Origin of the sequence: Paraburkholderia acidiphila, assembly GCF_009789655.1 — a bacterium.
GTDB lineage: Bacteria > Pseudomonadota > Gammaproteobacteria > Burkholderiales > Burkholderiaceae > Paraburkholderia > Paraburkholderia acidiphila.
Genome location: NZ_CP046909.1, coordinates 994,491 through 1,016,642, shown reverse-complemented (window position 1 = coordinate 1,016,642; position 22,152 = coordinate 994,491). Strand labels below are relative to the sequence as shown.

The window sequence follows — 22,152 nt, the reverse complement described above, 5'->3', positions numbered from 1 at the left end:
GCCGTCAGGGCCGCTTCATCTGGCAGACAGTCGCGGGCACCGTGCGCTCCGCAGGCAGCGTCAGCACAGTGCGAAAGCCGTAGCCTGAGCCCTCGTTGTCGTAACGCACGCCGGGCGTGCCCTGCTTGTCCATTTCCATGACGTAAAGGGGCTGGATCACCTGGTGATCGTCCGCGCGCATCCACATCGGGTGGAAGCCCGCTTCGTCGCCTTTGAAGCGCATGCCCTCCAACACCCGCGCCACCGCCTCGGGGTCGGCCGTGCCGGCCTTCGTCATGGCCTGCGCGAGCAGCTCCACCATCATCGACATGCGCAGCACCGGGTAGTCGTCCTTAGCCGCCGGGTAGCGCGCGCGGAACGCCTTGTACCACGCGTCAGAGGCTGCGCCGCCCACGTTCGGGTGCCAGTCGGCCACCGCGATCACGCGCTTCACGCCCGCGTCGCCCAGCGCCGCCGGCGCGCCGAGGCTGTTGCCGTAGAACGTGTAGAACTTCGTGTCGAGCCCCTGCTCGCGCGCGGCCTTCACGAGCAGCGTGAGGTCGTTGCCCCAGTTTCCGGTGATGACGGCGTCGGCTCCCGCGGCGCGAATCTTCGCGATGTACGGCGCGAAGTCCTTCACGCGCCCAATGGGATGGAACTCGTCGCCGACGATGGCAATGTCCGGACGATCCTTCGCGAGCGCAGCGCGAGCGAGCGTGCTCACGTCGTGGCCGAAGCTGTAGTCCTGGTTGAGCAGATACACCTTCTTCACCGACTTGTCCGCGGCGATGACATCGGCCAGCGCGTCCATGCGCATGCCCGCGTGCGCGTCGAAGCGGAAATGCCAGAAGCTGCAATTCGCGTTCGTCAGTGCGGGATCGTCGGCGGAATAGTTCAGGAAGATCTGGCGGTTTTGCGGATCGCGCTCGTTCTGGCGATCGATCGCCGTAACGAGCGCCGCCGCCACCGCCGAGCTGTTGCCCTGCATGACATAGCCGATCCGGCGGTCCTGCGCCATGCGCAACTGCACGAGCGCCGCCTCCGGGCTGCCCTTGCTGTCGAGCGTGACCAGTTCGAGCGGATGCCGCCCGTCGCGCAGCACCACGCCGCCGCTCGCGTTGACCCGCTCCACGCCGAAGCGCAGGTTGCGCTCCACGGCCGCGCCCGCATCCGCGAACGGGCCGGACATGCCTTCGATGAGCGCGAGCTGGATCGGCTTGCCGGTCGGCATCTCATCCGCCTGCGCCCCGGTTGCGCCCGCAAGCCCTGCCGCCATCGCTGCCATCGCGAACATGGCTGCTGCCGCACGCGCCATGCGTGCCGTTATGCGCTTTTCTCTCATTTTTGATGCCAGCCGGATTGTCATTCGAAGCGCGGATCATAGGCCGCGAGGCGGTGCGACGGCAAGGCCGCGATCCACCGCTTGACTGGACAGGCCCGGCCCGCGAGCGCGTCGCGTCGTGTCAAAATAACGGTTCCACATACACGGCGGTCATTGGAATCTTGCCATCGGGGGACATCATGTTCACGCGCCTATCCACCTCGCTCGCAACGGCTGTGCATCTCGCCGCGCGCCGCTTGCGTCTCGCCCTCCTCGCGGGCGTGGGCGCACTCGCGCTCGCCGGTTGCGCCCAGCCGTGGCAGCAATTCCATGCGGGCGACGACGCACAGTCGGTCATCGCCCGTTTCGGCCCGCCGGCTGAAACCTACGACCTGCCCGATGGCGGCAAGCGCCTGATGTGGCCGACCCAGCCGATGGGCGAAACCACCACGGCCGCCGACATCGACGCCAGCGGCCACGTCGTGAACGTGCGCCAGGTGCTGCAGCCCAACGAGTTCTATCGCGCGGAAATCGGCAAGTGGACGCGCGCCGACGTGCTGGTGAACTTCGGCCGCCCGGTCGAGACCGCCTACTTCCCGCTGATGAAGAAGGAAGCGTGGACCTACCGCTACCTCGAAGACAACGTCTGGTACATGCTCTACAGCTTCTACTTCGACGATCAGGGCATTCTGCGTCTCACGCAGAAGACGCCCGATCCGTTGCACGACCCGGATCGACGCAGCCTGTTTTGATCGCTGATCGCGCCGGTCCCGGCGCAGCCAAAACAAAACCCCCGCGCTCTTGCGAGCCCGGGGGTTTTTCATTGCTTGCTGACGTAAAGGCGTGAAGCGAGGCAAAGCGCCCCGCTTACGCTCACACCGCTTCGGAACGCTGCGGATTCACCTTGTCGCCCGAATAGAGCTTGTTGAGCGCCGAGATATACGCCTTCGCGGAAGCAGCCACGATATCCGGATCGGTACCCACGCCATTGACGATGCGGCCGGCCTTCGAGAGACGCACCGTCACTTCGCCCTGCGCCTGGGTGCCCGTCGTGATCGCGTTCACCGAGTACAGCAGAAGCTCCGAGCCGCTGCCCACTTCGGTTTCGATGGCGTTGAGCGTGGCGTCCACCGGGCCGTTGCCCGCGGCTTCGCCGGTCACTTCCTTGCCGTCGGCAGAGAACACCACGCGTGCGTGCGGACGCTCACCCGTTTCCGAGTGCTGCGCGAGCGAGATGAACTTGAAGTGCTCCTGATCCTGCGCCTGAGCCGACTCTTCCGTGACGATTGCGATGATGTCTTCGTCGAAGATTTCGGCCTTGCGGTCGGCCAGTTCCTTGAAGCGCGCGAACGCGTTATTCAGTTCGCCTTCGCTGTCGAGCGTGATGCCCAGTTCCTGCAGACGCTGCTTGAACGCGTTGCGGCCCGAGAGCTTGCCGAGCACGATCTTGTTCGCGCTCCAGCCCACGTCTTCCGCGCGCATGATTTCGTAGGTGTCGCGGGCCTTGAGCACGCCGTCCTGGTGAATGCCCGAAGCGTGCGCAAACGCGTTCGCGCCGACCACTGCCTTATTCGGCTGCACGACGAAACCGGTGATCTGCGAAACGAGCTTCGAAGCCGGCACGATCTGCGTGGTGTCGATGCCGAGATCGAGACCGAAGTAGTCCTTGCGGGTCTTCACGGCCATCACGATTTCTTCGAGCGACGTGTTGCCCGCGCGCTCGCCGAGACCGTTGATCGTGCACTCCACCTGGCGTGCGCCGCCGATCTGCACGCCGGCCAGCGAGTTCGCCACGGCCATGCCGAGGTCGTTGTGGCAGTGCACCGAGAACACGGCCTTGTCCGAGTTCGGAATGCGCTCGCGCAGCGTCTTGACGAGGTTGCCGTACAGCTCGGGAATGCCGTAGCCGACCGTATCGGCGATATTGATCGTCGTCGCGCCTTCGTTGATCACGGCTTCGAGCACGCGGCACAGGAAGTCCATGTCCGAGCGGCTGCCGTCTTCGGGCGAGAACTCCACGTCGTTCGTGAACTTGCGTGCAAAGCGCACCGCCAGCTTCGCCTGCTCGAGCACCTGCTCGGGCGACATGCGCAGCTTCTTCTCCATGTGCAGCGCCGAGGTAGCGATGAACGTGTGGATGCGGAAGTGGTCGGCGGGCTTGAGTGCGTCGGCGGCGCGCTGGATGTCCTTGTCGTTCGCGCGGGCGAGCGAGCAGATCGTGCTGTCCTTCACCATGCCGGCGATCGTGTGGATCGCGTCGAAGTCGCCGTTCGAGCTGGCCGCGAAGCCCGCTTCGATGATGTCGACCTTCATGCGCTCGAGCTGCTTCGCGATGCGGATTTTCTCTTCCTTCGTCATCGACGCACCGGGCGACTGCTCGCCGTCACGCAACGTCGTATCGAAGATGATGAGCTTGTCTGCTGCCATTTCGGGTCTCCAGGGGGACTTGTTCAGTGTCTAAAACGGATTTTGGGTGTTCGCGCCACCGATGGCGACGCTGACAATGAACGAGGCTTACGGAGGGCGAGCGAGATCAGCGCGGCAGGCGCGCTAGCGCTAGCGTGCTTAGTAGCGCGCCGGCTTGAAGAGAAAAGAGGGGGAACTGGATGGTGTCCATGCCGCCGACTATAGCCGGAATCCGCCGATAGCGCAATTGGAGAGGGCCGCTATAGGCAGACCAGCGCGGGCAAGCGCAAAAAGAAAAAGGGCCGCGCTCGCGCGCAGCCCTCTTGCCGGCAATCCCGCACCCGCGCCCTACCGCTCGCGCGGCGAAGAACGCGCCGGGTTCGAGCGCCCGCGCACGGCCTGCCAGGCCCAGAACACATAGCCCGAAAGCCCGTAGAGCACGAAGAGGCCGAACAGCATCAACGGCGGATCGGACGACACCAGCACGAACGCCACCACCACGAGCAGCGTGGCCGCGAACGGCACGCGATGGCGCACATCCAGCGCCTTGCCGCTGTAGAACGGCGCATTCGACACCATCGTCACGCCCGCGTAGATCGTCAGCACGAAGGCCACCCACGGCAGCCACGACAGCTTCACGGGCACGCGGTTGTCGGTGGCCAGCCAGACGAAGCCGGCGATCAGCGCGGCCGCTGCCGGGCTCGGCATGCCCTGGAAGAAGCGCTTGTCCACCACGCCGATATTCGTGTTGAAGCGCGCGAGACGCAGCGCCGCCCCCGAACAGTAGATAAAAGCCGCGAGCCAGCCCCAGCGCCCGAGATCCTTGAGCACCCACTCGTACATCACGAGCGCCGGCGCGACGCCGAACGACACCATGTCCGAAAGGCTGTCGAACTGCTCGCCGAACGCGCTCTGCGAGTGCGTCATGCGCGCCACGCGCCCGTCCATGCCGTCGAGCACCATCGCCACGAAAATGGCGATGGCCGCCACCTCGAAACGCACGTTCATGGCCTGCACGACCGCGAAGAAGCCGCAGAAGAGCGCCGCCGTGGTGAACGCGTTGGGCAGCAGGTAGATGCCGCGCTTCTTCAGGAACTCCTGGCGCGCCGCGCGCCGGTTCGCGGCGACGCCCATCGGTTCCTGCACGGCCTTGTTGCGCCGGAACGGCCGCGGCAGCGGCGCGCCGGCGGGGTTACGGGGTCGACGCTGTTTGAATCCGGCCATCGCAGCCCTCCTTTATGCCGATTGGGTCGGCAGTTCGGCGAGGATCGTCGACGAGGCGGACACCTTCTCGCCGATCGACACGCGCGGGCGGCTGCCCACGGGCAGGTAGACATCGACGCGCGAGCCGAAGCGGATGAAGCCATAGCGCTGGCCGCGCGAAAGCGGCTCGCCGGCGCGCACGTAGCAGAGAATGCGGCGCGCGATGAGGCCCGCGATCTGCACCGACGTGACGGTCGTGCCGTCTGCCATCGTCAGGACCACGGCGTTGCGCTCGTTCTCGGTCGAAGCCTTGTCGATGGCGGCGTTCAGATACGCGCCCGGGAAGTACTCGACCTTTGCGACGGCGCCATCCACGGGCGAGCGTTGCGAGTGCACGTTGAAAACGTTCATGAACACGCTGATCTTGAGCGCTTCACGGTTTGCATACGGGTCGTGCGCGGTTTCCACGGCGACGATGCGGCCGTCGGCCGGGCACAGCACGGCGTTGGCCTGGCTCGGGATCGGGCGCGGCGGATCGCGGAAGAACTGAACGACGAAGATCAGGATCAGCCAGAAGGGCCATGCGAGTCCGAAGCCTGCGACCGCATGGATCAAGAGCGCCACGACGGCCGCAATGGCGATGAACGGCCAGCCTTCGCGCGCGATGATCGGATGGGGGTAATTCATGGTGGCTTCGCTGTTATTTTAAAAACCGTAGGATAGCAAAAGCCGCCCAGGGTTCATCCCACCTGGGCGGCTTTTTCGGGTCTGACTCAGATCAAACTGCTGCACGACGGTCAAAAACCGCACGCGCAATCAGATTCGAACCGTCAGATTAGTTCTTCGACTGGTCGACGAGCTTGTTCGCGGCGATCCACGGCATCATCGCGCGCAGCTTCGCACCGACCACTTCGATCTGGTGCTCGGCGCCAAGGCGGCGGCGCGATTGCAGCGTCGGCGCGCCGGCCTTGTTTTCCAGGATGAAGCTCTTGGCGTATTCGCCGGTCTGGATGTCCTTCAGGACTTCCTTCATGACCTTCTTCGTCTCGGCCGTGATGACGCGCGGGCCCGTCACGTACTCGCCGTATTCGGCGTTGTTCGAGATCGAGTAGTTCATGTTGGCGATGCCGCCTTCGTAGATCAGATCGACGATCAGCTTCAGTTCGTGCAGGCACTCGAAGTACGCCATTTCCGGCGCGTAGCCGGCTTCCACCAGCGTTTCGAAGCCAGCCTTGATCAGGTCGACCGTACCGCCGCACAGCACGGCTTGTTCGCCGAACAGGTCGGTTTCGGTTTCTTCGCGGAAGTTCGTTTCGATGATGCCGGCACGGCCGCCGCCGTTCGCCGCTGCGTACGACAGCGCGATGTCACGCGCTGCGCCCGACTTGTCCTGGTGGACAGCGATCAGGTGGGGCACGCCGCCGCCTTGCGAGTACGTGCCGCGAACCGTGTGGCCCGGCGCCTTCGGGGCGATCATGATGACGTCGAGATCCGCGCGCGGGATCACCTGACCGTAGTGCACGTTGAAGCCGTGCGCGAATGCCAGCGCTGCGCCGTTCTTGATGTTCGCGTGGACTTCCTTCGCGTAGACATCGGCGATCTGCTCGTCGGGCAGGAGCATCATGACGACGTCGGCGTTCTTCACCGCTTCGGCCACTTCCTTGACCTGCAGGCCGGCGTTCTCAGCCTTGCTCCACGATGCGCCGTTCTTGCGCAGACCGACCGTGACGTTCACGCCGCTGTCCTTCAGGTTCAGCGCGTGTGCGTGGCCTTGCGAGCCGTAACCGATGATCGTGACCTGCTTGCCCTTGATGAGGGAGAGATCGGCGTCCTTGTCGTAGAAAACTTTCATGTTGGTTCCTTGGCGAGAGTCTGGTGAATTTCGGTACTGCTATTAGCTTTTGCTGCACCGGATGCGATTGAAAACGCATCCGGTCAAGTTCCGGTGCAAGATCGACTGTGGTCGGGTCACACCTTCAGAATGCGCTCTCCGCGCCCAATGCCCGAGCCGCCCGTACGGACGGTTTCGAGAATCGCGGTCGCATCGATCGCTTCGATGAACGCGTCGAGCTTGTCGCTCGCGCCCGTCAGTTCGATCGTGTAGGTCTTTTCGGTGACGTCGATGATGCGGCCGCGGAAAATATCCGCCATCCGCTTCATCTCCTCACGTTCCTTGCCGACCGCCCTTACCTTGATCAGCATCAGCTCGCGCTCGATGTGGGCGCCCTCGGTAAGGTCGACCACTTTCACCACCTCGATCAGGCGGTTCAGATGCTTCGTGATCTGTTCGATCACGTCGTCCGAGCCAATGGAAACGATGGTCATGCGCGACAGCGAACGGTCTTCGGTCGGCGCCACCGTCAAGGTTTCAATGTTGTAGCCGCGTGCGGAGAAGAGGCCGACCACGCGCGAAAGCGCGCCCGGCTCGTTTTCCAGCAAAACGGAAATAATGTGTCTCATGATGTGATCCGCGATTTATCCAGTTTGACGAGGCTGCCGCCCTTCCCCGCGAACCCGCGCGCCCGTTGTGTGGACGCGTGCCGCGCGAGGTTGGAACGGCGCCGTGCAAATACCGTTAGAGGTCTTCCGAACCGAGCAGCATCTCGGTGATGCCCTTGCCGGCCTGTACCATCGGCCAGACGTTTTCGGAAGGGTCGGTCTGGAAATCGAGGAACACCGTGCGGTCCTTCAAACGCAGCGCTTCCTTCAGCGCCGGCTCGACGTCCGCCGTCTTTTCGATCCGCATGCCGACGTGGCCATACGCTTCGGCGAGCTTCACGAAGTCAGGCAGCGCATCCATGTACGAATGCGAATAGCGCTTGCTGTATTCGATCTGCTGCCACTGGCGGACCATGCCGAGGTAGCGGTTATTCAGCGAAATGATCTTCACGGGCGTGTCGTACTGCTTGCAGGTCGACAGCTCCTGAATACACATCTGGATCGAGCCTTCGCCCGTGATGCACAGCACGTCGTCGTCGGGGTGCGCCATCTTCACGCCCATCGCAGCCGGCAGGCCGAAGCCCATCGTGCCGAGACCACCGGAGTTGATCCAGCGGCGCGGCTGGTTGAAGCGATAGAACTGCGCGGCCCACATCTGGTGCTGGCCGACGTCCGAACACACGAACGCGTTGCCGCCCGTGAGTTCCCACGCCTTTTCCACCACGTACTGCGGCTTGATGATGTCGCTCGAGCGGTCGAACTTCAGGCAGTTCTTCTCGCGCCAGCCTTCGATGTCCTTCCACCAGTCGGCAAGCGCGGCCGTGTCCGGGCCGTGTTCGGCGTGCTGAAGCTGCTCGATGAGCTCCTTGAGCACTTCCTTCACGTCGCCGACGATGGGGATATCGACCTTCACGCGCTTCGAGATCGACGACGGGTCGATGTCGATGTGAATGATCTTGCGCGGACGCGAGGCGAAGTGCGCCGGATCGCCGATCACACGGTCGTCGAAGCGCGCACCGATCGCGATCAGCACGTCGCAGTGCTGCATCGCCATGTTGGCTTCGTAGGTGCCGTGCATGCCGAGCATGCCGAGGAACTTGCGGTCGCTCGCGCGGTAGCCGCCCAGCCCCATCAGCGTGTTCGTGACCGGGTAGCCGAGCAGATCGGCGAACTGGTTCAGTTCGCGCGACGCATCCGCGAGGATGATGCCGCCGCCGGTGTAGATATACGGACGTTTGGCCGAGAGGAGCAGCGAAACCGCCTTGCGGATCTGCCCCGAGTGGCCCTTGGTGACCGGGTTGTACGAACGCAGCGTGACGTTCTTGACCGGTTCATACGCGCACGGCGTCTTCGACACGTCCTTCGGAATGTCGATCAGCACGGGGCCGGGACGGCCGGTGCGCGCAATGTAAAAAGCTTTCTTGACGGTGGCGGCGAGATCGCGCACGTCCTTCACGAGGAAGTTGTGCTTCACGCAGGGACGCGTGATACCGACCGTGTCGCACTCCTGGAAGGCGTCTTGACCAATCGCGGCGGTAGGCACCTGGCCGCTGATGATCACCATCGGGATCGAGTCCATATAGGCCGTCGCGATGCCCGTCACCGCATTGGTGACGCCAGGTCCCGAGGTCACGAGACACACGCCGACGTTGCCGGTCGAACGCGCATAGGCGTCGGCCGCGTGCACGGCTGCCTGTTCGTGGCGCACGAGAACGTGCTGGATCTTGTCCTGCTTGTACAGCTCGTCGTAGATGTAGAGTACCGAGCCGCCGGGGTAGCCCCAGATGAATTCGACCTGCTCGTCGGCGAGCGCCTTCATCAGCACGGTTCCGCCGATGGATTGGGTGTTGCCTTGAGGGTCAGATTCTTGCGAAGGGGGGGCCGACGTGGAGAATTCCGCGCTGGGCATATTCATCATTCACCTTTCGAATTTTCGGCAAAAAATTGATCGGGTGCTCTCTGCCGGGCTTGTGGCTCGGGTTCAAGCGGCGCGTCCAGTTGACAGATGAGCTTCTTGGGCCACATCCGAATTGAGACAAGTCACTTATGTTGCGAACCGTCGAAGATAGCGGCTCGATGCTTTTCGGTCAAGCAATTATTGAGAACGCGGGCACGAACGTTGCGACAGCGCGCACGCCTCGCGGCGCCGGCCAGGGGCCGACAGGGAAGCCGCCAAGGCATGCGCATCCATGATGCGAAACATTCTCACGGCCTTCCCGCTACCCTGACGGCGCGAAAATTTGCTAGGATCCGCGAGTTTTACGACATTTTTCGAACGATTACGCGTACGCTGGCGGCGGCGCCCTGCAACGGATGGCATCAGACAAGGAACTCGCCGACTTTCTGGCGGGCGTCGAAAGACGCGCGTTCAAGCAGACGGTCTACGCCGTAAGGGACGACGACGCCTCGCTCGACATCGTGCAGGACGCGATGATCAAGCTCGCGGAAAAATACGGAGACCGCCCGGCCGCAGAACTCCCCCTGCTCTTTCAGCGTATTTTGCAAAATACGATGCACGACTATTTTCGTCGGCAGAAAGTACGCAATACTTGGGTGAGTCTGTTTTCGTCGCTCGGCAACGCCGACGACGAGGAGTTCGACCCCCTCGAGACCTTCGAAGCGGAGCAGGGCACGGCCGGCGCCGAGAGCAGCGAGCAGCAGATCGAGCGCGCTCAGGTGCTCCAGATGATCGACGACGAGATCCAGAAATTACCGGCACGTCAACGGGAGGCGTTTCTGATGCGTTACTGGGAGGATATGGATGTCGCTGAGACTGCCGCCGCAATGGGCTGCTCCGAAGGCAGCGTGAAAACGCACTGCTCCCGGGCCACCCACACGCTGGCGCAAGCGCTCAAGGCCAAAGGAATCACGCTATGAGCTCCGCCCTCGAAAATAAAGAACTAGCGTTCGTGCGGGAGATGCGTCGTGCGCTCGACGAGAGCGCCGCCAGCCTCCCCGCTGGTACCACCGCCCGGCTCGCCGCCGCACGCAAGACCGCACTCGCCCATAAAAAGGCCGAGGTCGTGCTCGTGCGCGCACCATCGCTCGCCGCGGCCGGCGTTGGCAGCCTGTCCGGCGCGCCTGCGCACCTGCCCGCGCGGCGCCGTTCGGCGTTCGCACGCTTCGCGCTCGCCTGGCCGCTCGCGGCGCTCGTGGCGGGCCTCTTTGCCATCGCGTACTTCGAAGATCAGCAACGCACCGCCGAACTCGCCGATATCGACGCAGCCATGCTGAGCGACGACCTGCCGCTCACGGCCTACCTCGATCACGGGTTCAACGCGTATCTGACGCGCGCGCACTAAGGAAAATCTGAGCAGGAGACTGACGGGGTGAGTTACAAGCGCGGCCTGGCCGTTGTCATTGGATCTGTGGTCGCGGCAGTCGTGTCGTATGTGGCGACCTACCCGCGCTTTCACCCCGAGCCGACTGGCGAAAACACCGCTGGCGCGGCCACGCCGGCGAAAGCGCCCTCGACCGACAATCCGATCGCAACCGCGTTCGCGCCGTTGCCAGGCCAGTCCGACCCGCTCGCGTGGGTGCGTCTCAGCGATGCACAGCACGTCGCTCTCGCGCCATTCGCCACCGAATGGGACCGCTTCAGCGACGAACGAAAGCGAAAATGGCTGAAGATCGCAGCACGTTACCCGAAAATGTCACCTGAAGCGCAGAAGCGTCTGCATGAGCGCATGGCGGAATGGGTCGGCATGACGCCGGAGCAACGGCGCGTCGCGCGTGAAAACTACCAGGTTTCCAAGGAATTGCCGGCGCAGGCGCGCCAGCGCGCCTGGAAGGCTTATCAGCAACTCCCCGAAGAGCAGAAAGAACGCCTTGCCGCGAGCGAGCACAAGCGCCGGCCAACGGTCGTGAGCGCCCCGCCGAGCGGCAACAAGAGCGAAATTCGCGATATTCAGCGGCTCGTCAACGAACGTGATCACGGTAGTTTGCCGCGTGCGCCCGCGGGCGCCACCGGGGCATCGGGCACAGCTGGCGCGAGCAGCACGGGTTCGGGTCTCGCGCCTGCAGCGCCCGGCACGCCGACCGAGCCACCGGCAGCTTCGTCGTTTGCGTCGGGCATTCCCGCTGCCGGCAGTTTCGTGCCGGCCACGCCGATTCCTGTCTCGCCAGCCGAAGCGCCCGCGGCGTTCAAGGGCTCCTGAAGCTTCCAGCGGCGCTTGCGCGCCCCCTCCGTGGACACCTTCCATGGACACCCTCCGCGGGCACCCTCGTTAACCCCGCCGCGGCGTTCCAGCCATTTCGTCGCGCGCGCTTTCGAGGTTATGCTTGGGCGTCCCTTCCCTGAACCGACGCCATCGTGTCCGAAAGCGCTCAAGCCGCCCTGCCGCCCGCCGTCGCCCTCCCCGTTGAACCCGCGCCCGTTTCGATTCGCCGCCGCCTCGCCGCGCTCGTCTACGAGAGCGTGCTGCTTTTCGGCGTCGTCTTCGCCGCCGGACTCGCGTTCAGTCTCGTCATGCAGCAGCGTAATGGCTACACGCATCACAACGCGATGGCGGCCTGGATCGTCTTCGTAGCCGGTGCGTACTTCGTCGGCTTCTGGCACAAGGGCGGACAAACGCTGCCGATGAAAACCTGGCGACTGCGCGTGATCGGCCCGAACGACCAGCCGCCCACGCTCGCGCGAGCGACCTTGCGCTATCTCGCCGCGTGGCTGTGGTTTCTGCCGCCGCTCGTGATGCATCCGCTGCTCAATCTTTCGATTCCGCACACGCTGGCTCTCGAAGCGTGCTGGTTCGTGATCTGGGCCGCCAGCGCCCGCTTCTCCCACGACCGTCAGTTCCTTCACGACCGCATTGCGGGCACGCGCATTGTCGCAATCACGCGACAGGGCGCGACGGCGTAGCGACAGCACCCTCCGCCCCGATCGCGCTGTAACGGCGTGCGCGCGGCACAACCTGGGACTGCGTAACGAGACCTTCTCGTGACTGTCATGTTGCCGTCACGGCGGCATGGCGCAATGCGCGTATTCCAACCTGCCGCGCGCGCCATGGCCCAAAAGACGTCAGCGACCACCCTGTTCCGGCAGACCACCGGACGAGGCACCGATTCCGCCACGTTCCACCCGTCCCCCGGCGGAGCCACCTTTCCCGCCCCGCCCCTGCCGCCCTCATCGTACGACGACGCCCCGAGCACCGGCTCCCACGATGACGATCACCCCGACCCCACCCGCTACCGCACGATCTGGCTCTCCGATATCCATCTCGGCACAGGCGGCTGCCAGGCCTCGTATCTGCTCGACTTTCTGCGCCACAACGAGTCGGAGTATCTGTACCTCGTGGGCGACATCATCGACGGATGGCAGTTGAAGAAGGGCTGGTACTGGCCGCAGGCGCACAACGACGTCGTGCAAAAAGTGCTGCGCAAAGCGCGCAAAGGCACCCAGGTCATCTACATCCCGGGCAACCACGACGAGAGCGCGCGCCAGTTCTGCAATCTCGCGTTCGGCGACATCCACGTCCGCGAGGAAGCCTTTCACACGACGCTCACCGGCAAACGCCTGTGGGTCGTGCACGGCGATCTCTTCGACGGCGTGATCCAGCACGCCAAGTGGCTCGCCTATCTCGGCGACTCGGCCTACACGCTGATCCTCCTGCTCAACCGCTGGTTCAACCGTGTGCGCGCGAAGCTCGGCTTCCAGTACTGGTCGCTCTCGCAGTACCTCAAGCATCAGGTGAAGAACGCGGTGAACTTCATCTCTTCGTTCGAGCGCGTGATGACCGACGAAGCGCGCCGCCGCGGCTGCGACGGCGTGGTCTGCGGCCACATCCACAAGGCCGAGATCCGCGACATCGACGGCATTCTGTACTGCAACGACGGCGACTGGGTGGAGAGCCTTTCCGCCCTCGTCGAGACGTTCGAAGGCGAGTTGCGCATCGTCTACTGGACCGTGAAGCGCGCACCGGAAGAGCAGGTCTCGACACGTAAGGCGCGCGTGAGCGCCGCTTGAGAAACGACCACCGCTACGCAATCGCAGCCATAACCGCACTACGGAACGACGAGAGGGCCGACGACCAATGAAAGTAATGATCGTGACCGATGCATGGGAGCCGCAGGTGAACGGCGTGGTTCGAACGCTGAAGAACACGACGCGCGAACTCATCGCGCTCGGGCATCAGGTCGAACTGCTCACGCCGCTGGAGTTCCGCACGATCCCGTGCCCCACGTACCCGGAAATCAAGCTCTCGCTATTTCCGAAGCGCCATCTGCGGGACCGCATTCGCGCGTTCGGGCCCGATGCCATCCACATCGCGACCGAAGGTCCGCTCGGACTCGCCGCGCGCCGCTACGCGATCGACCACGACTTGCCGTTCACGACCGCCTATCACACGCGCTTTCCCGAGTACGTGCAGGCGCGCTTCGGCGTGCCGCTCTCGCTGACGTACCGTTTCCTGCGCTGGTTCCACAAGCCTTCGCTCGCGGTGATGGCGCCCACGCCCGTCGTGAAGACCGACCTCGAGAAGTTCGGCTTCACGAACGTCGTGCTGTGGACGCGCGGCGTGGACCTCGACATCTTCCGGCCGATGGAATCGAAGGTGCTCAACACGGCGCGCCCCATTTTCCTCTACGTGGGCCGCGTGGCCGTGGAGAAGAACGTCGAGGCGTTCCTCAAGCTCGATCTGCCAGGCTCCAAATGGGTGTGCGGCGAAGGCCCGGCGCTCGCCGAACTGAAGTCGCGCTATCCCCAGGCGAATTACCTGGGTGTCCTGAGCCAGCCCGAACTCGCCAAGGTCTACGCCGCCGCCGACGTCTTCGTGTTCCCGAGTCGCACCGACACCTTCGGTCTCGTGCTGCTCGAGGCGCTCGCCTGCGGCACGCCCGTGGCCGCCTACCCGGTGACCGGTCCGATCGATGTGCTCGGGACGGGCGGCGCGGGCTCGATGAACGAAGACCTGCGTGAAGCGTGTCTCGAAGCGTTGAAGATCGATCGCGCCGAGGCGCGCGCGTGGGCCGAGCGCTTTTCGTGGCGCGCCGCCTCCGAGCAATTCGCGGCGCATCTCAAGCCGCGCGCGCGCGCGACGATGGAGCCATCCAGCGCCGCTGCCTGAGCACGAGGCCGGCCATGGTCCGCGCTTCGACAGTCAGCAAGCACGCCGGGGAAACGGACGACCCCGGCGCAACCGCCGCCCACGCGTGCGATACTGGGGTACTACCTGGCACCACCATGACGCCACGTCCTCCGTCACCGCCGCATAGCGCCCAGGGCGCACGCAGTAACAATCCGCCAGCCCGCCCGAGTGCCGGCGGCTCGGTGCGTGGCGCACGCGCCGCCGAAGCGCTCGATCCGCGCGCGCCCACTTCTGCCGCAGCGGCACCTGGCGCCGCACCGCAAGCCGCATCCGAAAGCGAGCACGCCAACTCTGCCGCGCCTGTTGCGCCACGCGCGGCCCCGCCGGAGCCGCCCGAGCCGCCACACCTGCACGAACCGCTCGGTCCGGACGATCCGCTCGCCCCACTGCCCTTCAACCCGTACAAGGGCAACCGCGGCATCACCCGCGCGTGGAAGGCGCTCAAGTACTCGATCAAGGGTTTTCGCGCCGCCATCCGCGAGGAAAGCGCGTTTCGCCAGGAGCTCACGCTTGCGGCCATCCTCGTGCCAATCGGCGTGTTCATTCCGGTCGACCCGGTCGAGCGCGTGCTGCTGCTCGGTTCGGTGATCCTTGTCCTGATCGTCGAGCTGCTCAATTCGAGCATCGAGAACGCAGTGGATCGCATCGGCCTCGAGCGCAACGAGCTTTCGGGCCGCGCCAAGGACCTGGGCAGCGCCGCCGTCACGCTCGCGTTGCTGCTCTGCGTGCTGACCTGGGGGCTGATCCTCATACCTCGTTTCGGGCCGCTGCTGCTGCACGGAATCGGCGTACTCTAGCGCCCTGCAGCCCCCTTCAGCGGGGGCCTCGCCTCCGCCCCACACTCGTGACAGGCGCAAGCTGTCGGTGCGCGCGGGCCGTCGGTTTATAATCGAACGACAGTCTTATAACGACCAACCGCGTCCGGGCCGCGCGCACCGCAACATTCAAGCGGGCGCCTCGCGCCCGGCACAGCTTTTTCAGGGCCGGACGACATGGATGCCAAACCTCCCCGCCGTACACGTGAACGGATTCTCGAGTTATCGCTGAAACTGTTCAATGAGATCGGCGAGCCGAACGTCACCACGACGACCATCGCCGAGGAAATGGAGATCAGTCCAGGCAACCTGTACTACCACTTCCGCAACAAAGACGACATCATCAACAGCATCTTCAGCCAGTTCGAGCAGGAGATCGAAAAGCGTCTGCGCTTTCCCGAAGACCATCGCGCCACCATCGACGAGATGTGGGCGTACCTGCAGTACATGGTCGACTTCACGTGGCGCTACCGCTTTCTCTATCGCGACCTGAACGACCTGCTCGCGCGCAACCGCACGCTGGAGATGCATTTCAAGCAGATCATCAGCCACAAGGTGCACTTCGCGAAGCAGTTCTGCGAGCAGCTCGTGGAAGACGGCGACATGGTCGCCACGCCCGCCGAGATCGACGTGATCTCGACCAATATCGGCGTGATCGCCACGTACTGGCTCTCGTACCAGTTCGTGATGAACCCGCGCAAGTACAACGACCAGGAAGCGATTCGCGACGAGTTGCACCAGGTCAGCGTGCAGATCGTCTCGCTGATGGCGCCGTATCTGCGCGGCCGCGCACGTGAGCTGTTCGACGATCTCGTCTCGGGCAAGCTCCCGAAGCGCGAGTTCTACGACTACCTGCCGCCGCGCGAAGGTGCGGGCGCCGCCAAGGACAACCGCGAATAAAGGCCAAAGCCGAATGAAAGCAGTCTGCGTGTATTGCGGCTCCTCGCCTGGAGCCAACCCGATTTACACCGAAGCCGCCCAGGCCTTTGGCCGTGCGCTCGTCGACTCGAACCTCGCGCTCGTCTATGGCGGCGGCAAGGTCGGCCTGATGGGCGTGATCGCCGATACCGTGATGGCGGGCGGCGGCCGCGCCATCGGTGTGATCCCCGAGCTGCTGGTGGACAAGGAAGTGGGCCATGCGGGCCTCACCGAGCTGCACGTCGTGCCCGACATGCACCATCGCAAGAAGATGATGGCCGACCTCTCGGACGCGTTCGTCGCGATGCCGGGCGGCGCGGGCACGCTCGAAGAGCTGTTCGAGGTCTACACGTGGGCGCAGCTTGGCTATCACCGCAAGCCGGTGGGTGTGCTCAATATCGGCGGCTTTTACGATCCGCTGATGTCGCTGCTCGACCACACGGTGCGTGAAGGCTTCATGCGTCAGACCTACCGCGACATGCTGCAAACCGACAGCGATCCGGTCGCACTGATCGCGAAGCTGAAGCGCTATCACGCGCCCGAGAAAGACAAGTGGGCGGACTTGCGCGAGAACGTTTGATCTAGCCGCGCGACGCTGTTCCCTCGACTAACCGCAGGCACTACGATGAGCACGTCGCAATGAGCAAGGTTGTCCTGATTACTGGCGCAAGCCGCGGCATTGGCCGCGCGACGGCGCGTCTGCTTGGCGCGCACGGCTGGACCGTGGGCGTGAACTATCTGCACAACGAACCGGCCGCCGACGAAACTGCCGCCGAGGTGGGCCGCGCAGGCGGCCACGCGCGCGTGCTGCGCGGCGACGTGGCGAACGAGGCGGACGTCGTCGCGATGTTCGACGCGCTCGAATCGGCCTACGGCCGTATCGATGCGCTCGTGAACAATGCAGGGATCGTCGCGCCCGGCAGCCAGGTCGCCGACATGAGCGCCGAGCGTTTGAAGCGCATGTTCGACGTGAACGTGTACGGCGCGTTTCTGTGCGCGCGTGAAGCGGCGCGGCGCATGTCGAAGGATCGCGGCGGCGACGGCGGCGCAATCGTCAACGTCTCTTCCGCTGCCGCGCGGCTGGGCTCGCCCAACGAATATGTCGACTATGCGTCGTCGAAAGGCGCGGTCGACACGATGACGATCGGACTGGCCAAGGAACTCGGTCCGCAGGGCGTGCGCGTGAACGCCGTGCGCCCAGGCCTGATCGACACCGAGATCCACGCGAGCGGCGGCCGCCCGGATCGCGCCGCCGTGCTCGGCGCGCAAACGCCGCTCGGCCGGCCCGGCAGCGCCGACGAGGTCGCGCAGACGATCGTGTGGTTGCTGAGCGACGCTGCGTCTTACGTCACAGGCGCCCTGCTCGACGTGAGCGGCGGGCGCTAAAGCCGCACGCTTGTGCCTTCGCCCTGGCTAGAACGACGAACCGCGCTCGCGCAAGAACGCGGTTTCTTCATCGCTGGAAATGCGGCCCAGTTGCGCATTGCGATGCGGAAAGCGCCCAAAGCGCTCGATGATGTTTGCGTGGCGCACCGCGTAATCGTAGTAGCCCTGCCCTTCCGGATCTTTCGCCAGTTCGCCGAAAAGTCGCAGCGATTCGCGCTGCGCTTCGGCGCTTTCGGCGTGCTCGAACGGCAGATACGCGAATGAGCGGTGCTGCAGCGTGGGCAGACGCCGATCCGCGCCGCTCGCCACCATCTCGCGGGCGATGCCGAGCGCCTTGTCGTCGGCGGAGAACGCGTGCGGCGTGCCGCGATGGCAGTTGCGCGAGAACTGGTCGAGCACGATCACGAGCGCGAGCGCGCCTTCGGGCGTCTCGCACCAGGCGTCGAGTTCGCCCGCGCGGGCGGCGTCGAGCAACGCGCCGAAGCGTTCGCGCAGCTTCGCGTCGAACGCCGCGTTCTTACGGAACCACATCTTGCGCTCGCGGCCGAACGCCTCCGAACCCGGCTCACCGAACCAGAAGTCGAGCACCTCGCGCGCACGCGCGTCGACATGCATTACGCGAGTTCCAGCACGAGCCGCCGTGTGCGCGCGCTCTTCTTCTCGAGCTTCGCCACGCGCAGCGCGCCGATCTCCTGCGTGTTGCGCACGTGCGTGCCGCCGCAAGGCTGCAAATCCACGCTCTCGATGCGCAGGAGGCGCACGCGGCCCAAGCCCATCGGTGGTTTCACGCTCATCGTGCGCACGAGTTCGGGACGTTGTGCCATCTCTTCGTCGGTGATCCATTCGGTCGCCACCGCGTGCGCGCCCGAAACGAGTTCCGCGAGCCGTGCCTCGACCATCTCACGCTCGATCGGCTCGACCGTGGCGAAATCGAGGCGCGCATAGTCGGTCGTGATGCTGCAGCCGTCCACCGGGTACGGGAGCACCGCGCACATCAGATGGCTCGCCGTATGCAGGCGCATGTGCCGGTGGCGGCGCGCCCAGTCGATCTCGGCGCGCACGCGCTCTCCGGCGGCGAGACGCGCGAGCAGCGCTTCCTGGCCGGGTGCGGGAACGTGCAGCGCGTCGTCGGGCGTCGCGCCTTCGAACTTCGCCTTGCGGGTGTCGGCAATCTCGATGCGTGTGCCGTCGGCGAGCACCAGCGCGCCGGCGTCGCCTGCCTGGCCGCCGCCGAGCGGATAGAACACGGTCTGGTCGAGCCGCACACCGTCCTCGCCAACGGCAAGTACCGTCGCTTCGCACTGCGTGAGATAGGCGTCTTCGCGAAAGAGCGCGCGGGTGGTCGTCATCGTGGGTGTCTCCTGGTTTTGCTGATGGCTGGCCGCGCCAGGGCGGCTGCGAGCCAAAGGGGCATTATGGCCGCCTCGTGAAGCACCCCGCTGGACGGCCGCGATGCGCGAGCGCCTGACTGTACCGGAGCGCAGACCGGCACAATCGAGCGATAGGTATCAACCCGGGTGATTGCGCATCCAGTCCGCGGTATCGAAGAACGAGTGCAGCAGGCGCTCGCGCAGCGGCTCCGGCAGGCCCACGTCTTCCATCGCCCACGCCATGCAGCGCAGCCACTGGTCGCGCTCGGACGAAGCGATCGCGAACGGCAAATGGCGCGCGCGCAAGCGCGGGTGGCCGAAGCGCTCGATGTAATGGTCCGGGCCGCCAAGCCAGCCGCAGAGGAACCAGAACAGCTTGTCGCGCGAGCCGTCGAGCGTTTGCGGATGCATCGCGCGGATGCCCGCAAAGTCGGCCTCGAGGTCCATCAGGTCATAGAAACGGTCGACGAGCTCGCGCACGCGCGCCTCGCCGCCGACGAGTTCGAAGGCCGTGGGTTTCTGCGGCGCTTCGTCGGCTGGATCGGTCATACGGTTGAATCAGGACAAAAAGAGGGGCGGCAACACGTGCAAAATACGCTGCCGGAAACCAACAATTCTCGCATAGCGGTGCGTGGCGGGTTGCCGCTTCACGCCTCAGGCCGCTGTCAGGCCATGATCAGGCATCGCGCAGCGACTGCAGCGCCGGCCGTGCGAGCACGTGCCGCAGGCTGATCCACCCGCCCACGCCCGCGCACACCACGCCGGCGACGATGCCGACCGGGAATAGCCACGGATCGAACGGGAGATAGAACAGGAACACGTGCGTGGCGAGCACCGAGCCGATCGCCTGCGCGCCGATCGCCGCCATGAGCCCCGCGAGCGCCCCCACGCAGAGGAATTCGGCCACCTGCACCGCGCGCACCTGCTGGTGGGATGCCCCAAGCGCGCGCAGCAGCGCCGACTCGCGCATGCGCTCGTCGCGCGTGCCCGCGAGCGCCGCGTAGAGCACCAGCACGCCGGCGGCGAGCGTGAAGAGAAAGAGGAACTGCACCGCGCCGATCACCTGCTCGAGCACACGCTCGATCTGCGCGAGAATCGGCGCGATGTCGATGGCGGTGACGTTGGGATAGCGCGCCACGAGACCGTCCACGACGTCGCGCTGCCCAGGCGGCAGGTGAAAGCTCGTGATGTAGGTCGCCGGAAAATCGCGCAGCAGCCCGGGCGGCATCAGCACGAAGAAGTTGACCTTGAACGAGCCCCAGTCGAGCTTGCGCACGCTCGTCACGGGCGCCGTGACTTCGAGGCCGGTCACGTCGAACTTGAGCACGTCGCCGGGCTTCACGTTGATGAGCTTCGCGAGACCCTGCTCGATCGAAAGCTGCGGCGTGCTCGAATCGCCGTACCAGGTGCCCGCCTCGATGCGGTTATCGTCGGGCAGCTTCGTCGTGTACGAGAGATTGAACTCACGATCCACCAGGCGGCGTGCATCCTCGCTCTTGTACGAGTCGGGATTCACCGGTTTGCCGTTGATCGAGATGAGGCGCCCGCGGACCATCGGCTGCAGATCGCTATCGTTGGCCCCGGCAATTCCGTGCGTGCGCAGCCAGGCCGCCACGGCATCGCGCTGGTCGGGCTGGATGTCGATGAGGAACTCGTTGGGTGCATCCGGCGGCGTGGACTTGCGCCAGCCGTCGACGAGGTCGTTGCGCGTCATCGCGATCAGCAACAGGCACATGAGGCCGATAGCGAGCGCCGTAATCTGCAGCGCGCTTGCGCCCGGCCGCCGTTCGAGCGACGCCAGCGCATAGCGCCAGCCCACGCCCGCGCGCGCCTGACCAGAAAGGCGAGCGCTGCGCGCCACGCGCGCCGCACACCAGAGCGCCGCGCGCGCCAGGCAGGCGAACACGAGCAATCCGATCGCGAAACCACCGGCGACGATGCCGCCCAGCTTCAACTCCCCCGCCGCGATCACGAGCAGCCCCGCAAAGAGCGCAATGCCGACGCCGTACGCCGCCCACGCGGCGCGCCCTTCGTCGCCCCACTCGCGGCGCAGCACGCGCACCGGCGGCACGCGCGTGAGCGGCAGGAGCGGCGGCAGCGCGAAGCCCAGCAGCAGCACGAGGCCCGCGGCGATGCCTTCGAGCACGGGCAGCGGTCCGGGCTGCGGCAACACGACGTCGATGAGATTGCCGAGCCACGCCAGCAGCGCGAGATGGCCCGCGTAGCCGAGCGCGACGCCAACCGCACCGCCCGCGAGTCCGAGCCCCGCGAATTCCAGCACGAAGAGCGTGCGCAGCGTGCGTTGGCTCGCGCCGAGGCAGCGCATCGCGGCGCACGCATCGAGATGGCGGCGCGTGTAGCGATGCGCGGCCATCGCAATCGCCACGGCCGCGAGCAGCGCCGTGAGCAGCGAAACGAGCGTGAGGAAGTGGCGCGCGCGGTCGAGCGTCTCGCGCACCTGCGGCTGGCCGTCCTGCAGCGATTCGAGCGCGACGCCGCGCATCTTGCCGCCATCCACGCGTGCGCGCGACCAGGACGCGAACTGCGCGACGGCCGGATCGGCGCCTGCCACGAGCAGGCGATAGGTCACGCGGCTGCCATAGCCGAGCAGCCCCGTCGACGCGACTTCGTCCGCGCGCATCATGAGGCGCGGCGAGAAGTTCACGAACGAAAAGCCACGGTCGAGTTCCTTGGTGATGAGCGCGTTCACGGTGAAGGTGCGCGTGCCCACCTTCACCGTGTCGCCAATATGCAGCTTGAGGGCGTCGAGCAATTCGTCGTCCACCCATACGGTGCCGGGTGGCGGAATGCCCTGCGCTGCGTGATCGGGTGCGCCGGGCGCCGCGGCGATGCGCAGCGCGCCGCGCAGCGGATAGTCCGCCGAGACGGCCTTGACGGCGGCTAGGCGCGTGGCCGTTGCGCCCGCAGCGGAGGAAGCGCCCGATGGCGCTGCCGGTAGCGCCCCCGAACCCACCATGCTCGGAAAGATCGCCGTGGTCGCCGTGCGCAGCGAGAGCGACTGCGCCTCGCGCGCAAACATGGGATCGACGGGGTGATCGGCGCGCACGATGAAATCGGCGGCGATCATGCGCCGGGCGTCGCGTTCGAGACCGCGTTGCAGGCGGTCGGCAAGAAAGCCGACGCTGGCGAGCGCCGCCACCGCGAGCACCAGCGCCAGCAGCAGCATGGTGAGTTCGCCCGCGCGCCAGTCGCGCGCCGTCATGCGCGCGGCA

The 22,152-nt window shown here is 65.3% G+C and carries 22 protein-coding genes; 11 read left to right on the top strand and 11 right to left on the bottom strand.

Annotated elements, in window-relative coordinates; all coding sequences use genetic code 11:
- Positions 1-4: 4 nt before the first annotated feature.
- Entirely contained in the window at positions 5-1,264 is a 1,260-nt protein-coding gene (locus FAZ97_RS04530; RefSeq protein ID WP_233271656.1) for a branched-chain amino acid ABC transporter substrate-binding protein, read from the bottom strand.
- A gap of 236 nt (positions 1,265-1,500) precedes the next feature.
- Between FAZ97_RS04530 and FAZ97_RS04525 the strand changes: the two genes are divergently transcribed.
- Positions 1,501-2,052, top strand: a complete 552-nt coding sequence (locus FAZ97_RS04525; RefSeq protein WP_199272072.1) for a hypothetical protein — start codon at positions 1,501-1,503, stop codon at positions 2,050-2,052.
- 121 nt (positions 2,053-2,173) lie between these two features.
- Here the strand turns inward: FAZ97_RS04525 and FAZ97_RS04520 are convergent, their stop codons facing one another.
- From FAZ97_RS04520 to FAZ97_RS04495, 6 genes are all read right to left on the bottom strand, one after another.
- A complete protein-coding gene (locus tag FAZ97_RS04520) occupies positions 2,174-3,727 on the bottom strand; it encodes a 2-isopropylmalate synthase (protein ID WP_158757381.1) in 1,554 nt (517 codons plus the stop codon).
- A gap of 327 nt (positions 3,728-4,054) precedes the next feature.
- Positions 4,055-4,930 (bottom strand): CDP-diacylglycerol--serine O-phosphatidyltransferase, encoded by an 876-nt coding sequence (gene pssA / locus FAZ97_RS04515; protein ID WP_158757380.1) that lies wholly within the window; start codon positions 4,928-4,930, stop codon positions 4,055-4,057.
- A 12-nt stretch (positions 4,931-4,942) separates the two neighbouring features.
- Positions 4,943-5,596: a phosphatidylserine decarboxylase gene (locus FAZ97_RS04510; RefSeq protein WP_028205688.1), complete on the bottom strand. Its 654-nt coding sequence runs from the start codon at positions 5,594-5,596 to the stop codon at positions 4,943-4,945.
- Positions 5,597-5,744: 148 nt separating this feature from the next.
- The gene (gene ilvC, locus FAZ97_RS04505) at positions 5,745-6,761 is read right to left on the bottom strand and encodes a ketol-acid reductoisomerase (RefSeq protein ID WP_028205689.1); all 1,017 of its coding nucleotides are present in this window, start codon (positions 6,759-6,761) and stop codon (positions 5,745-5,747) included.
- 116 nt (positions 6,762-6,877) lie between these two features.
- On the bottom strand, positions 6,878-7,369 hold the full coding sequence (gene ilvN / locus FAZ97_RS04500) for an acetolactate synthase small subunit (RefSeq protein ID WP_027795483.1): 492 nt from the start codon (positions 7,367-7,369) through the stop codon (positions 6,878-6,880).
- 115 nt (positions 7,370-7,484) lie between these two features.
- Positions 7,485-9,263 carry an acetolactate synthase 3 catalytic subunit gene (locus FAZ97_RS04495; RefSeq protein ID WP_158759052.1) on the bottom strand — a complete coding sequence of 593 codons (1,779 nt, stop codon included), beginning with the start codon at positions 9,261-9,263 and terminating at the stop codon, positions 7,485-7,487.
- A gap of 398 nt (positions 9,264-9,661) precedes the next feature.
- Here FAZ97_RS04495 and FAZ97_RS04490 point away from each other — a divergent pair, with 398 nt between their 5' ends.
- From FAZ97_RS04490 to FAZ97_RS04445, 10 genes are all read left to right on the top strand, one after another.
- The gene (locus FAZ97_RS04490; protein WP_069265288.1) at positions 9,662-10,225 is read left to right on the top strand and encodes an RNA polymerase sigma factor; all 564 of its coding nucleotides are present in this window, start codon (positions 9,662-9,664) and stop codon (positions 10,223-10,225) included.
- Positions 10,222-10,650, top strand: coding sequence for a DUF3619 family protein (locus FAZ97_RS04485; RefSeq protein ID WP_158757379.1), 429 nt, complete (start codon positions 10,222-10,224; stop codon positions 10,648-10,650). Before FAZ97_RS04490 ends, FAZ97_RS04485 begins: the two co-directional genes overlap by 4 nt.
- A gap of 27 nt (positions 10,651-10,677) precedes the next feature.
- Positions 10,678-11,505: a DUF3106 domain-containing protein gene (locus FAZ97_RS04480; protein ID WP_158757378.1), complete on the top strand. Its 828-nt coding sequence runs from the start codon at positions 10,678-10,680 to the stop codon at positions 11,503-11,505.
- A 179-nt stretch (positions 11,506-11,684) separates the two neighbouring features.
- Positions 11,685-12,206 (top strand): RDD family protein, encoded by a 522-nt coding sequence (locus FAZ97_RS04475; protein WP_158759051.1) that lies wholly within the window; start codon positions 11,685-11,687, stop codon positions 12,204-12,206.
- A gap of 144 nt (positions 12,207-12,350) precedes the next feature.
- The gene (locus FAZ97_RS04470; protein ID WP_158757377.1) at positions 12,351-13,310 is read left to right on the top strand and encodes a UDP-2,3-diacylglucosamine diphosphatase; all 960 of its coding nucleotides are present in this window, start codon (positions 12,351-12,353) and stop codon (positions 13,308-13,310) included.
- 67 nt (positions 13,311-13,377) lie between these two features.
- Positions 13,378-14,409: a glycosyltransferase family 4 protein gene (locus FAZ97_RS04465; RefSeq protein WP_158757376.1), complete on the top strand. Its 1,032-nt coding sequence runs from the start codon at positions 13,378-13,380 to the stop codon at positions 14,407-14,409.
- Between the two features lie 116 nt (positions 14,410-14,525).
- Positions 14,526-15,227 (top strand): diacylglycerol kinase, encoded by a 702-nt coding sequence (locus tag FAZ97_RS04460; protein WP_158757375.1) that lies wholly within the window; start codon positions 14,526-14,528, stop codon positions 15,225-15,227.
- Between the two features lie 195 nt (positions 15,228-15,422).
- Positions 15,423-16,145 carry a TetR/AcrR family transcriptional regulator gene (locus FAZ97_RS04455; protein WP_158757374.1) on the top strand — a complete coding sequence of 241 codons (723 nt, stop codon included), beginning with the start codon at positions 15,423-15,425 and terminating at the stop codon, positions 16,143-16,145.
- A gap of 13 nt (positions 16,146-16,158) precedes the next feature.
- Positions 16,159-16,743: an LOG family protein gene (locus FAZ97_RS04450; RefSeq protein WP_158757373.1), complete on the top strand. Its 585-nt coding sequence runs from the start codon at positions 16,159-16,161 to the stop codon at positions 16,741-16,743.
- 59 nt (positions 16,744-16,802) lie between these two features.
- Positions 16,803-17,549: an SDR family oxidoreductase gene (locus FAZ97_RS04445; protein WP_158757372.1), complete on the top strand. Its 747-nt coding sequence runs from the start codon at positions 16,803-16,805 to the stop codon at positions 17,547-17,549.
- 27 nt (positions 17,550-17,576) lie between these two features.
- Here the strand turns inward: FAZ97_RS04445 and FAZ97_RS04440 are convergent, their stop codons facing one another.
- From FAZ97_RS04440 to FAZ97_RS04425, 4 genes are all read right to left on the bottom strand, one after another.
- Positions 17,577-18,164, bottom strand: coding sequence for a DUF924 family protein (locus FAZ97_RS04440; RefSeq protein ID WP_158757371.1), 588 nt, complete (start codon positions 18,162-18,164; stop codon positions 17,577-17,579).
- Entirely contained in the window at positions 18,164-18,898 is a 735-nt protein-coding gene (locus FAZ97_RS04435; RefSeq protein ID WP_158757370.1) for an alanyl-tRNA editing protein, read from the bottom strand. Before FAZ97_RS04435 ends, FAZ97_RS04440 begins: the two co-directional genes overlap by 1 nt.
- A gap of 159 nt (positions 18,899-19,057) precedes the next feature.
- Positions 19,058-19,468 carry a group II truncated hemoglobin gene (locus tag FAZ97_RS04430; protein WP_158757369.1) on the bottom strand — a complete coding sequence of 137 codons (411 nt, stop codon included), beginning with the start codon at positions 19,466-19,468 and terminating at the stop codon, positions 19,058-19,060.
- A 127-nt stretch (positions 19,469-19,595) separates the two neighbouring features.
- Positions 19,596-22,142 (bottom strand): ABC transporter permease, encoded by a 2,547-nt coding sequence (locus tag FAZ97_RS04425; RefSeq protein WP_158759050.1) that lies wholly within the window; start codon positions 22,140-22,142, stop codon positions 19,596-19,598.
- Between the last annotated feature and the right edge of the window lie 10 nt (positions 22,143-22,152).

What these genes read in the sequence shown, in the direction of transcription:
- FAZ97_RS04530 (WP_233271656.1), bottom strand. Translation starts at nt 1,264, where the DNA reads ATGGCAGCGATGGCGGCAGGGCTTGCGGGCGCAACCGGGGCGCAGGCG.
- FAZ97_RS04525 (WP_199272072.1), top strand. Translation starts at nt 1,501, where the DNA reads ATGTTCACGCGCCTATCCACCTCGCTCGCAACGGCTGTGCATCTCGCC.
- FAZ97_RS04520 (WP_158757381.1), bottom strand. Translation starts at nt 3,727, where the DNA reads ATGGCAGCAGACAAGCTCATCATCTTCGATACGACGTTGCGTGACGGC.
- pssA (WP_158757380.1), bottom strand. Translation starts at nt 4,930, where the DNA reads ATGGCCGGATTCAAACAGCGTCGACCCCGTAACCCCGCCGGCGCGCCG.
- FAZ97_RS04510 (WP_028205688.1), bottom strand. Translation starts at nt 5,596, where the DNA reads ATGAATTACCCCCATCCGATCATCGCGCGCGAAGGCTGGCCGTTCATC.
- ilvC (WP_028205689.1), bottom strand. Translation starts at nt 6,761, where the DNA reads ATGAAAGTTTTCTACGACAAGGACGCCGATCTCTCCCTCATCAAGGGC.
- ilvN (WP_027795483.1), bottom strand. Translation starts at nt 7,369, where the DNA reads ATGAGACACATTATTTCCGTTTTGCTGGAAAACGAGCCGGGCGCGCTT.
- FAZ97_RS04495 (WP_158759052.1), bottom strand. Translation starts at nt 9,263, where the DNA reads ATGAATATGCCCAGCGCGGAATTCTCCACGTCGGCCCCCCCTTCGCAA.
- FAZ97_RS04490 (WP_069265288.1), top strand. Translation starts at nt 9,662, where the DNA reads ATGGCATCAGACAAGGAACTCGCCGACTTTCTGGCGGGCGTCGAAAGA.
- FAZ97_RS04485 (WP_158757379.1), top strand. Translation starts at nt 10,222, where the DNA reads ATGAGCTCCGCCCTCGAAAATAAAGAACTAGCGTTCGTGCGGGAGATG.
- FAZ97_RS04470 (WP_158757377.1), top strand. Translation starts at nt 12,351, where the DNA reads ATGGCCCAAAAGACGTCAGCGACCACCCTGTTCCGGCAGACCACCGGA.
- FAZ97_RS04465 (WP_158757376.1), top strand. Translation starts at nt 13,378, where the DNA reads ATGAAAGTAATGATCGTGACCGATGCATGGGAGCCGCAGGTGAACGGC.
- FAZ97_RS04460 (WP_158757375.1), top strand. Translation starts at nt 14,526, where the DNA reads ATGACGCCACGTCCTCCGTCACCGCCGCATAGCGCCCAGGGCGCACGC.
- FAZ97_RS04455 (WP_158757374.1), top strand. Translation starts at nt 15,423, where the DNA reads ATGGATGCCAAACCTCCCCGCCGTACACGTGAACGGATTCTCGAGTTA.
- FAZ97_RS04450 (WP_158757373.1), top strand. Translation starts at nt 16,159, where the DNA reads ATGAAAGCAGTCTGCGTGTATTGCGGCTCCTCGCCTGGAGCCAACCCG.
- FAZ97_RS04445 (WP_158757372.1), top strand. Translation starts at nt 16,803, where the DNA reads ATGAGCAAGGTTGTCCTGATTACTGGCGCAAGCCGCGGCATTGGCCGC.
- FAZ97_RS04440 (WP_158757371.1), bottom strand. Translation starts at nt 18,164, where the DNA reads ATGCATGTCGACGCGCGTGCGCGCGAGGTGCTCGACTTCTGGTTCGGT.
- FAZ97_RS04435 (WP_158757370.1), bottom strand. Translation starts at nt 18,898, where the DNA reads ATGACGACCACCCGCGCGCTCTTTCGCGAAGACGCCTATCTCACGCAG.
- FAZ97_RS04430 (WP_158757369.1), bottom strand. Translation starts at nt 19,468, where the DNA reads ATGACCGATCCAGCCGACGAAGCGCCGCAGAAACCCACGGCCTTCGAA.
- FAZ97_RS04425 (WP_158759050.1), bottom strand. Translation starts at nt 22,142, where the DNA reads ATGACGGCGCGCGACTGGCGCGCGGGCGAACTCACCATGCTGCTGCTG.